This is a genomic window from Kribbella hippodromi, assembly GCF_039531045.1.
GTDB lineage: Bacteria > Actinomycetota > Actinomycetes > Propionibacteriales > Kribbellaceae > Kribbella > Kribbella hippodromi.
On record NZ_BAAAPH010000032.1, the window covers coordinates 19,003 to 30,889 of the forward strand.

Below are 11,887 nucleotides of genomic sequence, written 5' to 3' on the forward strand. Positions count from 1 at the left end.
ACCCGAGGAGCGTGTCCCGATGAAGGCAGTCCTGCGACCCAGCCGGCCCGAGCGCCGGATCAGCCGCCACCCTGTCGACCAGGTGCTGCCTCCCGGCAAGCTCGCGGTGTACGGCACGCAACACGTGCTCGCGTTCTACGCCGGCGCGGTGATCGTACCGATCCTGCTGGCCGGATCGATCGGTCTCAGCACCGAGCAGCTCATCCACCTGATCAACGCGGACCTCTTCACCTGCGGCATCGCGTCGATCATCCAGTCCGTCGGCTTCTGGAAGGTCGGCGTACGGCTGCCGCTGCTGCAAGGCGTCACCTTTACGGCGGTCTCGCCGATGATCGCGATCGGACTGGCAGCCGGTGGTGGCACCAACGGTCTGCTGGTGATCTACGGGGCGGTCCTGGTTGCGGGCCTGGCGACCTTCTTCATCGCACCGTTCTTCAGCAAGCTGATCCGGTTCTTCCCGCCGGTGGTGACCGGTTCGGTGATCACGATCATCGGCCTGGCGCTGCTGCCGGTCGCGGCCGGGGACGCCGTCGGTGGCGCGGGCCCGACAGCCGCACCGACCAGCGGCAAGAACATGGCGTACGCGCTCGGCACCTTGGCGCTGATCGTGTTGATCCAGCGGGTGTTCAAGGGGTTCATGGCAACCATCGCGGTCCTGGTCGGACTGGTCGCCGGGACGGTGGTGGCCTGGGCCTTCGGCGACGCGCACTTCGGTGCCGTCGGCGACGCGGCCTGGGTGGGTGTGACGCAGCCGTTCTACTTCGGCTGGCCCAAGTTCTCGGTGGCGGCGATCATCTCGATGGTCGTGGTCATGCTGATCACCGCGGTGGAGACGACTGGTGACGTCTTCGCGACCGGTGAGATCGTCGAGAAGCGGATCGGCCGCGAGGACATCGCCCGGGCGTTGCGCGCCGACGGGCTGGCGACCACGATCGGCGGCGTCTTCAACTCCTTCCCGTACACGTGTTTCGCGGAGAACGTCGGCCTGGTCCGGCTGACCCGGATTCGCAGCCGCTGGGTGGTCGCGGCGGCGGGCGGGATCATGATCCTGATCGGGCTGGTCCCGAAGGCCGGCGCGATCGTGGCCGGCGTACCGCATCCGGTCCTCGGCGGCGCGGCGCTGGCGATGTTCGCGACGGTCGCGGTGGTCGGCTTCCAGACGCTCGCGAAGGTCGACTTCCACGATCACCGGAACGTGGTGATCGTCGCGACGAGCGTCGGCCTGGCCATGTACGTGACCGCCCAGCCGCAGGTCGCACAGGCCGTACCGCACTGGGCCGAGATCATCTTCGGCAGCGGCATCACGCTCGGCAGCCTGACCGCGATTGTGCTGAACATCCTGTTCCACCACGTCGGCAAGAACTACGGCCCGGCGGTCGCGGGGCAGCCCGGTGACACGGTCCGGCTCGACCAGGTGAACACCATGACCCGCGAGGAGTTCGTCGAGACGTTCGGCAGCCTGTTCCAGGGTCCGCGCTGGGCGGTCGAGCGGGCGTGGGACATGCGCCCGTACGCCGACACGCATGCGCTGCGGCGGTCCTTCCAGGAGGCGCTGTTCTCCGGTTCGCGGGACGAGCAGCTGGAGTTGATCCAGGCGTACCCGCAGCTCGGGTCGCAGTTCGTCGCGGACGGTCTGAGTGGCGAAGCTTCGCTGCGCGACCAGTCCGACAAGGGCCTCACGTTCCTGGGCGAACCGGAGCGTGACGAGCTGACCGCGGTCACCGAGGCGTACCGCGAGCGGTTCGGCTTCCCGTTGGTGATCTCGGTCCGGGATGCGGAGTCGTTCGGCCGGATCGTCGAGCAGGGCCGCGAACGGCTCGGCAACTGCGAGAACCAGGAGCACGCCGCCGCCCTGCTGGAGATCGCGAAGATCGCCGGGTACCGGTTCGACGACTTCGTGTCCGATGCCAACCCGATCCACAGCGCCCGCAACACCCGTTGGAGTACGAACCGATGACGACTCAAGCCCTCCGTTCTCCCGCGTTGACCGTGAATGGTGAAGTCACCGCGATCGGCGACGTGTCCGTACACACCACTGTCCTGGACTGGCTGCGCGACAAGGGTCTGACCGGCGCGAAGGAAGGCTGCGCCGAAGGTGAGTGCGGCGCCTGTTCGGTACTGGTCGCCCGAGCCGGCACGGATGCGCCGACCGAGTGGACCGCGGTGAACGCGTGCCTGCTGCCGATCGCCTCGCTCGACGGGCAGGAGCTGGTCACCTCCGAAGGACTGGGTTCAGCCGCCGAGCTGCACCCGGTCCAGAAGGAGATGGCTGTACGCGGCGGATCGCAGTGCGGCTACTGCACGCCCGGGTTCGTCTGCAGCATGGCGGCGGAGTACTACCGGCCGGGGCGTACGTGTGGCACCGGCGATCACGGGCACGGCGAGAACGGGTTCGACATTCACTCATTGAGCGGAAACCTGTGCCGTTGTACTGGCTATCGTCCGATCCGCGACGCCGCGTACGCCCTCGGTGATCCGACCGAGCACGACGCGCTCGCCGTACGCCGCCACGCACCGCCGCCGGCACCGGCACCGACCGGCATCGTTTCCGGCGAGGCCGAGTTCATCCGCCCGACCACGCTCGACCAGGCGCTGACGGTGCTGGCCGAGCGGACCGACGCGCAGGTCGTCGCCGGTTCGACCGACCTCGGGGTGCAGGTCAACATCTTCGGCTCGCGGCCTGCGCTCACCGTCGCCATCGACCGCCTGGAAGAGCTGCGCGAGTTCAGCTTCGGACCGGCCGAAGTACGGCTCGGTGCCGCGCTGACGCTGACCGAAATCGAGCGCCGTCTGAGCGGCCGCGTCCCGCTGCTCAGCCAGCTGTTCCCGCAGTTCGCGTCCAGACTGATCCGGAACGGCGCGACCATCGGCGGCAACCTCGGCACCGGTTCGCCGATCGGCGACACCCCACCGGCGCTGCTCGCGCTCGACGCCTCGCTCGTCCTCGCGTCCGCACGCGGCGAGCGGCTTGTCCCACTGGCGGAGTACTTCACCGGCTACCGGCAAACCGTGAAAGCAGCCGATGAGCTGATCCGGACCATCGTGATCCCGTTGCCCTTGGCACCGACGACTGCCTTCCACAAGATCGCCAAACGACGGTTCGACGACATCTCCAGCGTCGCGATCGGGTACGCCCTGAACGTCATCGACGGTGTCATCCAGGACGTACGCATCGGTCTGGGCGGTGTCGCGGCGACCCCCTTGCGAGCGCGGAACACCGAGGCGGCATTGATCGGTCAGCCCTGGAGCGAGGAGACAGTACGGACCGCGGCGGCGGTGCTGGCGGCCGAAGGTACGCCGATGGACGATCACCGCGCGAGTTCGTCGTACCGCTCCGCGATGCTCGGCCAGTCGTTGCTGCGCTTCTACCACCAGGAGGTGAGCGCATGAGCTCGCTGTCCGAACGCCCAGCCGTCGCGGTCGTCGGCGTACCGCTTCCGCACGAGAGCGCTGCGCTGCACGTGACCGGAACCGCCTTGTACACGGACGATCTGGTCCAGCGCACCCGCGACGTACTACACGCGTACCCAGTCCAGTCCCCGCACGCCCATGCCCGAGTCACTGCACTACGCGTCAAGCCGGCGTACGACGTACCCGGCGTGGTCCGCGTACTGACCGGTGAGGACGTACCGGGAGTGAACGACGCCGGCGTGAAGCACGACGAGCCGTTGTTCCCGGGCGAAGTGATGTTCAACGGCCATGCGGTCTGCTGGGTGCTCGCCGACACGTTGGAGGCGGCGCGCCTTGGGGCGTCGGCAGTGGAGGTCGAGTACGAGCCGCTGCCCTCGTTGGTGACTGTCCGCGAGGCGATCGAGGCCAAGAGCTTCCAGGGCACCGGGCGGCAGCTGGAGCGCGGTGATGTCGATGCGGCGCTGGCCGAGACGGCACAGGTGTTCAGCGGCGAATTCGAGTTCGCCGGGCAGGAGCACTTCTATCTGGAGACACATGCCGCGTTGGCACAGGTCGATGAGGCCGGGCAGATCTTCGTCCAGTCGAGTACGCAGCATCCGTCGGAAACGCAGGAGATCGTCGCGCACGTACTCGGGCTGGCCAGTCACTCGGTGACGGTTCAGTGCCTGCGGATGGGCGGCGGGTTCGGCGGTAAGGAGATGCAGCCGCACGGGTTCGCGGCGATCGCGGCGCTGGGCGCGACGCTGACCGGGCGGCCGGTGCGGTTGCGGCTGAACCGGACGCAGGACCTGACGATGTCCGGCAAGCGGCACGGCTTCCACAGCAAGTGGACCGTTGGGTTCTCCAATGACGGCCGGCTGGTCGCGCTGGATGCGACGCTGACGGCCGATGGCGGGTGGAGCCTGGATCTGTCGGAGCCGGTGCTGGCGCGGGCGATGTGTCATATCGACAACGCGTACGAGATCCCGCACGTACGCGTCGTCGGGCGGATCGCGAAGACGAACAAGACCTCGCAGACCGCGTTCCGTGGGTTTGGCGGGCCGCAGGGGATGTTGGTGATCGAGGACATTCTCGGCCGTTGCGCGCCGCTGCTCGGGTACGACCCGCTGGAGTTGCGGCGGCGCAACTTCTACCAGCCGGGCGATGCGACGCCGTACGGACAGCCGGTACGGCACGCGGACCGGCTGGAATCGTGCTGGAGTCAAGTGATTGCTGGTGGCAACGTCGCCGAGCGGCAGGCGGAGATCGCGGCCTTCAATGCGTCGCACACACACGTGAAGCGCGGGCTGGCGATGACGCCGGTGAAGTTCGGGATCTCCTTCAACCTGACCGCGTTCAACCAGGCCGGCGCGCTGGTGCACGTGTACAAGGACGGGTCGGTGCTGATCAACCACGGCGGCACCGAGATGGGCCAGGGCCTGCACACGAAGATGCTGCAGGTCGCGGCGACCACGCTCGGGGTGCCGCTGGCTCGGGTACGGCTCGCGCCGACGCGGACCGACAAGGTGCCGAACACGTCCGCGACTGCTGCATCGTCCGGCGCAGACCTGAACGGTGCGGCGATCAAGAACGCGTGCGACCAGATCCGCGAACGGCTGGCGCAGGTCGCCGGCGGGCGGCTCGGGATCAGCCCGGCGGACGTCCGCTTCGAGAACGGTGTCGTACGCGGCCTGTCCGGCGACGGCATTCCGTGGAACGAGCTCGTCGGTACGGCGTACATGCAGCGGGTGCAGTTGTGGGCGGCCGGGTTCTACCGGACCGAGGGCCTGCACTGGGACGCGAACGCGATGCGCGGCGAGCCGTTCAAGTACTTCGCGTACGGCGTCGCGGCGTCTGAAGTCGAAGTGGACGGGTTCACCGGGGCGTACACGCTGCGGCGGGTCGACATCGTGCATGACGTCGGCGACAGCCTCAGCCCGTTGATCGACATCGGTCAGATCGAAGGCGGATTCGTCCAGGGCGCCGGGTGGCTGACGCTGGAGGATCTGCGCTGGGACGAAAGCACGGGTGACCGGCGTGGGCGGTTGGCGACGCAGGCGGCGAGTACGTACAAGCTGCCGAGCTTCTCCGAGATGCCTGAGGTCTTCAACGTCCGCTTGCTGGAGAAGGCGCACGAGGACGGCGCGGTGTACGGCTCCAAGGCGGTCGGTGAGCCACCGTTGATGCTGGCGTTCTCGGTCCGGGAGGCGTTGCGGGAGGCCGCGGCCGCGTTCGGTCCGGCCGGCACCAGCGTCGATCTGCCGTCACCGGCGACGCCCGAGGCCGTCTATTGGGCGGTCGAGCGAGCCCGCGGAGGTGTGTCATGGAGTGGCTGAAGGCGATCGAGCTCCTGCGTACGGGACGGCTCGCGGGTGTGCTTGTCACGGTGATGTCGGTTCGTGGGCATGCGCCGCGGGAGGCCGGAGCGAAGATGGTTGTTGCCGCCGACAACGTCTGGTCGACTGTTGGCGGCGGCAACCTTGAGGCCCTGGCGATCTCGCGTTCGCGGGCGATGATCGCTGACGGTGTGGCGGTTCCTGAGGTGTTGACGGCGGCGTTGTCGGACAAGGCGCCTTATCAGCATGGGGTTCAGTGTTGTGGCGGAGAGGTGAAGCTGTTGCTGGAACCGTTGCCGGTGGTGCCTTCGGTCGCGATCTTCGGGGTCGGGCATGTGGGGATGGAGCTGGCGCGCATCCTTGCTCGGCAGGACATCGAGCTGCACTTGGTGGATTCGCGGGCGGAGCAGTTGACGCCGGAGCGGTTGCGGGTGCTGGATGATGCGGTCGCGCGGGTCCACGTACACAACGTGCCGGTGTTGCCGGAGCTCGTGGTCGGTGAGTTGCCGGCTGGTACGCATGCGGTGATCATGACGCACGATCACGCTGAGGATGCGGCGCTGTGCGATGCGGCCATTCGTACCGATCAGTTGGCGACGATCGGGTTGATCGGGTCGAGCGCCAAGTGGACCCGATTCCAGCGCAAGCTCACCGAGGACGGCAACTCCGCGGCGGCGATCGCCCGCATCACCACCCCGATCGGCCTCCCCAACCTCCCCGGCAAGGAACCAGCCGTCATCGCAGTCAGCGTCGCCGCCTGGCTCCTCCAACGTTTCACCACCGCCCCATCCCCCACCACACATCCCGCGCCCACCACGCACCCCACGCCTTCCCCCACCACGCACCCCGCACCTTCCCCTACAGCGCACCTCGAGGCAGCGCCGCCTTCCCCCACCGCGCATTCCGAGGCGGCCGTGCCTTCCCCCACCCCACCTTCTTTCCCTTCCGCGCCGGACGCCAGTCCGGCAGCGGGCGCCGAGCGGCAAACCGTGTCGGCCCATTCTGCCGGGCGGGATCCCGCGCCGGCTCAGCGTGAGGCAACCGCATGACCATCTTCCGTGGCACCTTCATCGACACGCCGGACAACCCGTTCGGCGGCGCCGCCCTGCGCGTCGGCACCGACACCGGACTGCTCGTCCAGGACGGCGTGATCGTTGCCCGTAGCCCCTTCTCCGACCTGCGCCGCGCCCACCCCGCCGAGCCGGTCGTCGACCTGTCGGACGGCATCGTCCTCCCCGGCTTCGTCGACACCCACGTGCACTTCCCGCAGATCCGCGCCGTCGGCGGCCTCGGCCTCCCGCTGCTGGAATGGCTCGATCGCTACGCCCTCCCCGAGGAAGCCCGGATGGCCGACGCCGAGTACGCGAAAGGCGTCGCCACCGAATTCGTCAACGGCCTGGCCGCCGCAGGTACGACCTCGGCGCTGGTCTTCGGCGCGCACTACTCAGACGCCGTCGACGCACTCTTCACCGCGGCGTCATCGGTCGGCCTCCGCGTCACCTCCGGTCTCGTCCTGAGCGATCGCCTGCTCCGGCCGGAGCTCCTCACGACCCCAGTCCGCGCGTACGCCGAATCGCTCGCCCTGGCGAACCGCTGGCACAACGTCGGCCGCAACCGGTACGCCGTGACCCCGCGCTTCTCGCTCTCCTGCACCGACGACCTGCTCGCCACCTGCCGCGAACTGATGGAAGCGATCCCCGACGCCCTGTTCACCTCCCATGTGAACGAGAACGAGGCGGAGATCGCCAGCGTCGCGGACCTGTTCGGCGGCAGCGACTACGTGACCACGTACGACCGGCACGGCCTGGTCGACCGTCGTACCGTCCTCGCCCACAACGTCCATCCGACCGACGTCGAGCTCAAAACCCTCGCCACCAGCGGCGCCACCGTCGCGCATTGCCCAACCAGCAACGCGGCCCTCGGCAGCGGTCTCTTCCCCTTGCACCGCCACCTCCAGTACGGAGTACGCGTCGCGCTTGGGTCCGATGTCGGCGCCGGCACCGGATTCTCCTTGCTGAAGGAGGGCCTGCAGGCGTACTTCTGCCAGCAACTCCTCGGCGACCAGGGCCGCCCACTCACCGCAGCCCACCTGCTCTACCTGTCCACCACCGCGGGCGCCGAGGCCCTGGACCTGCCCCAGGTCGGCCACCTGTCCGTCGGCCAGCAGTTCGACGCGCAACTGCTCCGCCCGGCCCCGGACTCGCCGTTGGCGGTGGCGCTGCAGCATGCCGAAGACACCGAGGAAGCGCTAGCCCGCATCTTCACCCTCGGCGCACCGACCGACATCCAGGCCGTCTGGATCGCCGGCGACCTGCTCAACTGACAGCCGCCCACGCCGGGACCTCAAGCGCCGTGAGGTCCCCGCGTGCGGTCGTCAGGCGATCGTGTCGAAGGCGACGCGCTCGTACCGCCGCGCCGTCAGCCGCTTCGCGGTGAAGATTCCGACGATCGCAATCAGCGCGAATCCGGCCAGCAGGTACCGGGCTGACGTCTCGAGGTTTGGCTGACCCAGGTTGACGAGCAGTCCGGCAACCGCGGCACCACTGGCCGTACCCATCGTGAGAACTGTGGCGATCGATGCGGCCGCCTGCTGCGCTTCGGCCTGATCCTCGGCGCTGGACATCGCCCGCACGGTCAGGTGCGGCATCGCCATCCCGATTCCCGATCCGGCCAGTACGAGCACGATGAGCCAGCCGACTACCAGACCGATCGACGCCCCGGCCGCGATCGTCACAGCCAGCACCGCAAGCCCGGCCATCAGCACCGCCGGGCCGCCGAGCATCAGCGCGTTGGCCCGTCGCCCTTGGGCGGAGGCACTCCACACCTGCGCGAGCGCCCACCCGAGTGACAGCGCGGCCCCGTAGAAGCCGGCCGCCACCGGCGGGAGATCACCCAACTGCTGGCCGAACAGCGGCAGGAACGTCTCGACCGCAACGCTCGACGCCAAGACCGCGATCGTCAGGTAGATCCAGCGCATGGCCGATCCTCGCCGGTAGGTCGACGCGGGAAGTACGCGGGTCGAGCTGCGGCTTTCCACCACGACGAAACCGACCGCCATGATCGCCGCGGTGATGACGAGCGCGACGATGACCGGCGCGGAGTCGGTCAGGCTTGCCACGCTCAACGACGCGACGGCCGCCACGACCATCACCAGCGCCCAACGTGGGATTCGCGGTGCCGCGCCGTCCGTGGGCAGTTGGATGGTCCTCAGCACGCTCGCGGCGAGGGCTCCGAGCACAATCGCCAGCGCCGTCAGCGCGCCGAACGCCCAGCGCCAAGCACCGGCCTGCGCCAACGTCCCACCGAGCGCGGGACCGACGAAGTTGCCAAGCCCGAACATTGCCGAGATCACCGCGCTGCCGCGAGACCAGAGCGCCGCCGGCAATGTCGCTTGGATCAACGCGAACCCCAAGCCCGTGAGCAGCCCCGCGCCCAAGCCTTGCAGGCCGCGGCCGATGAGCATGACCGGCATTGTCGGCGCGACCGTACAGATCACCGATCCGGCCGCGAACAGTCCGAACCCGGTGACGTACGCGCCCTGGGCCCCGGCTCGGCGCAGCACGTTCGCGGAGAGCATCGCCGCCACCACTTGCCCGACCAGATAGACGGTCATGTTCCACGCGTAGAGCTGCTCGCCACCGATGTCGCTCACTGCCGTCGGCAGCAGACTGGCCGCCAGGTAGATGCTCACCGCACCCACCAGCACGCCCCCGGCAAGCACGGTCATGACAGCCCAGTACTGCCGCAGCTGTCGCCACGTTCCGGGTATTTCTTCTGACATCGCGAGGTCTCCTTTGTGCAGCATCGATGGATTCGTCATCCACCTTGCTGAACCCGGGACCCCCGGTGAGGCAGTAAACACGAGGTGATCTAGGACACATTTGTCACCCCGAGATGAGCCGCCGCTCAGCCGCCGCTCAGCCGCAGAGTGCGGCCTGGACGCGGGCTGCCTCCGCACTCAGAGCGGTCGGGTCGGCGGTCCGAAGGGCGCCGTGTTCGACGACGGGACGGCCGTTGACCAGGAGAAGTTCCAGCGGCGGGGGCGTGGACAGAGCCAGCGCGGCGATCGGGTCGGGGATGCCGGCGTGCGGGAGCGTTGTGACGTCCCACATCGCCAGGTCGGCTAGCTTGCCGGGCTCCAGCGAGCCGAGGTCGGCGGAGCGGCCGAGCAGGCGGGCACCGTCGAGCGTCGCCATCTCCAGGGCAGCGCGGACGGTCATCGACTGCGGACCGCCGCGGGCGCGGGCGAACAGTACGGCGTGCCTCAGCTCTTCGACCAAGCTGCCGGATTCGTTGCTGGCGGCACCGTCCACTCCCAGCCCGACCGGAGCTCCGGCCGCACGAAGATCAGCGGTACGGGCGATCCCCGCGCCGAGCCTGGCGTTCGAACTGGGGCAGTGCGCGACGCCCGTACGCGTGGTGCCGAGGTGCTTGATCTCCGCATCGTCGAAATGGATACCGTGCGCGAACCACACGTCCGGACCGGTCCATCCCAGCTGATCGGCGTACTCGAGCGGGGTGCAGCCGAACGTCTCGCGGCACCAGTCCGTCTCGTCGGTCGTCTCGGCGAGATGGGTGTGCATCCGGACGCCGCGCCGCCGGGCCAGCTCCGCGGACTCGCGCATCAGCTCGCCACTGACGCTGAACGGCGAGCACGGCGCGACCACCACCTGCAGCATCGAATCCGGTGATGGGTCGTGCCAACGATCGATCGCGGCCTCGGTCGCGGCCAGGATCTCGTCCCGGTCCTCGACCACCGAGTCCGGCGGCAGGCCGCCGTCCTTCTGGCCGCGGTCCATCGATCCACGGGCAGGATGGAACCGCAGTCCGATCTCCGCCGCGGCGGTGATCTCGGCGGCCAGCAGGTCGCCGCCACCGCGCGGGAAAACGTAGTGGTGATCGGCCGCGGTGGTACATCCGGTCAGGGCCAGTTGGGCCAGCGCGGCGCGGGCGGCGACGTACACAGTCTCTTCTGAGATCCGCGACCACACCGGGTACAGCGTGGTCAGCCACTCGAAGAGCGTCGCGTCGGCGGCCAGGCCGCGGGTCACCCACTGGTACAGGTGCTGATGCGTGTTGACGAAACCGGGCGTCACCAGGCAGCCCCGCCCATCCACCACGCGGGCACCAGCGTAGGCAGGCGCCGGACCGGGACCGGCCTTGACGATTCGATTGCCGTCGGCAACCACGTGGCCGATGAACTCGCGCCGCTCCGGATCGAGCGTCGCCACGTAGGCGCCGTCGATCACGATCGTCGCCATGGTTCAGCAGAATCCGGGCGTGGCGTGCCAGGCACTGCCCGGATCGCTTGCGTCGTCACGGGTCACGGTCGCCTCGATCAGCCCGTACGGACGGTCCGCGGCGATGAAGACCTCGCCCGGGTTCTCCACCCCGAACGGCGACAGGTCGACCAGGAAGTGGTGCTTGTTCGGCGCCGAGAACCTGATCTCCGCCACCTCGGGATGCGCTTCCAGGACCGCAGAACCCATCCCGTACAGGGTTTGCTGCAACGCCAGGCTGTGGATCGTCGCGAACTTTTCGAGCAGCAGCGCCTTGATCCGGTCGTACGCCTTGTCCCACTCGACATCGGTGTGCTCGTACCGCCAGCGCGCCACCAGCGAGGTCGCCAAGATCCGGTCGTCTGTTTCCGGCAGCGTCGTGTACTCGTCCTTCAGGAAGCCGTGGAACCCGGAGCCGGTCGACTTCAGCACGACCAGATCGCTGATGCCGGAGACGACGTACGCCTTGCCACGTTCGACGTTGACGATCGTGTTGCGTACGCCGCCACCGGTCCGTACGAACGAGTGGTCGTGTCCTTGGCCGTCGACCTCGATCCGCTCCCAGGCGTACTCCTCCACCTCGATCCGGGCACCCTCCGCGGCCGGGGACGCGGCCAGGAACCGCTCGCCGAGGGTCAGCGCGTACTCCTCGATCGCGCCGATGCCCTTCTCCTTGGCGAACGCGAACGCAGTGTTCTTCTGGGTGTCGGTCGGCAGCACGTCGCCCTGCTCGCCGGTCGTGTGCGCGGCGTCGAACCGGCCCCGGAGCGCGGTCGAGACGTTCAGGTCGCGGATCTGGTGGCGGGGCGTGTCGCGGTAGATGCGGACGACGCGGTTCTCGGCTTTGCCGTACTGGTTGGCGCCCAAGTGGATGGCCATCTC

General features: G+C 68.6%; 8 protein-coding genes. 5 read left to right on the forward strand and 3 right to left on the reverse strand.

Features of this window, described 5'->3' with window-relative positions; genetic code table 11:
* The first annotated feature begins 19 nt into the window (after positions 1–19).
* Genes uraD through guaD form a run of 5 tightly spaced genes read left to right on the forward strand, consistent with a single transcriptional unit; the run spans position 20 to position 8,049 of the window.
* Entirely contained in the window at positions 20–1,957 is a 1,938-nt protein-coding gene (uraD, locus tag ABD260_RS34285) for a 2-oxo-4-hydroxy-4-carboxy-5-ureidoimidazoline decarboxylase (RefSeq protein ID WP_344240542.1), read from the forward strand.
* On the forward strand, positions 1,954–3,390 hold the full coding sequence (locus ABD260_RS34290; protein WP_344240544.1) for a xanthine dehydrogenase small subunit: 1,437 nt from the start codon (positions 1,954–1,956) through the stop codon (positions 3,388–3,390). The genes uraD and ABD260_RS34290 overlap by 4 nt, the downstream gene beginning before the upstream one ends.
* The gene (gene xdhB, locus ABD260_RS34295; RefSeq protein WP_344240546.1) at positions 3,387–5,726 is read left to right on the forward strand and encodes a xanthine dehydrogenase molybdopterin binding subunit; all 2,340 of its coding nucleotides are present in this window, start codon (positions 3,387–3,389) and stop codon (positions 5,724–5,726) included. The genes ABD260_RS34290 and xdhB overlap by 4 nt, the downstream gene beginning before the upstream one ends.
* Positions 5,714–6,775, forward strand: a complete 1,062-nt coding sequence (gene xdhC / locus ABD260_RS34300) for a xanthine dehydrogenase accessory protein XdhC (protein WP_344240548.1) — start codon at positions 5,714–5,716, stop codon at positions 6,773–6,775. Before xdhB ends, xdhC begins: the two co-directional genes overlap by 13 nt.
* Positions 6,772–8,049 carry a guanine deaminase gene (guaD, locus tag ABD260_RS34305; protein ID WP_344240550.1) on the forward strand — a complete coding sequence of 426 codons (1,278 nt, stop codon included), beginning with the start codon at positions 6,772–6,774 and terminating at the stop codon, positions 8,047–8,049. Before xdhC ends, guaD begins: the two co-directional genes overlap by 4 nt.
* Before the next feature lie 51 nt (positions 8,050–8,100).
* Here the strand turns inward: guaD and ABD260_RS34310 are convergent, their stop codons facing one another.
* The 3 genes from ABD260_RS34310 to pucL form a co-directional block, all read right to left on the reverse strand.
* Positions 8,101–9,507 carry an MFS transporter gene (locus tag ABD260_RS34310; RefSeq protein ID WP_344240552.1) on the reverse strand — a complete coding sequence of 469 codons (1,407 nt, stop codon included), beginning with the start codon at positions 9,505–9,507 and terminating at the stop codon, positions 8,101–8,103.
* Positions 9,508–9,643: 136 nt separating this feature from the next.
* Positions 9,644–10,987, reverse strand: coding sequence for an 8-oxoguanine deaminase (locus tag ABD260_RS34315; protein WP_344240554.1), 1,344 nt, complete (start codon positions 10,985–10,987; stop codon positions 9,644–9,646).
* Positions 10,988–10,990: 3 nt separating this feature from the next.
* On the reverse strand, positions 10,991–11,884 hold the full coding sequence (gene pucL / locus ABD260_RS34320; RefSeq protein ID WP_344240556.1) for a factor-independent urate hydroxylase: 894 nt from the start codon (positions 11,882–11,884) through the stop codon (positions 10,991–10,993).
* Positions 11,885–11,887 lie beyond the last annotated feature (3 nt).

Coding starts and splice junctions, on each gene's coding strand:
- uraD (WP_344240542.1), top strand. CDS start 20: ATGAAGGCAGTCCTGCGACCCAGCCGGCCCGAGCGCCGGATCAGCCGC.
- ABD260_RS34290 (WP_344240544.1), top strand. CDS start 1,954: ATGACGACTCAAGCCCTCCGTTCTCCCGCGTTGACCGTGAATGGTGAA.
- xdhB (WP_344240546.1), top strand. CDS start 3,387: ATGAGCTCGCTGTCCGAACGCCCAGCCGTCGCGGTCGTCGGCGTACCG.
- xdhC (WP_344240548.1), top strand. CDS start 5,714: ATGGAGTGGCTGAAGGCGATCGAGCTCCTGCGTACGGGACGGCTCGCG.
- guaD (WP_344240550.1), top strand. CDS start 6,772: ATGACCATCTTCCGTGGCACCTTCATCGACACGCCGGACAACCCGTTC.
- ABD260_RS34310 (WP_344240552.1), bottom strand. CDS start 9,507: ATGTCAGAAGAAATACCCGGAACGTGGCGACAGCTGCGGCAGTACTGG.
- ABD260_RS34315 (WP_344240554.1), bottom strand. CDS start 10,987: ATGGCGACGATCGTGATCGACGGCGCCTACGTGGCGACGCTCGATCCG.
- pucL (WP_344240556.1), bottom strand. CDS start 11,884: ATGGCCATCCACTTGGGCGCCAACCAGTACGGCAAAGCCGAGAACCGC.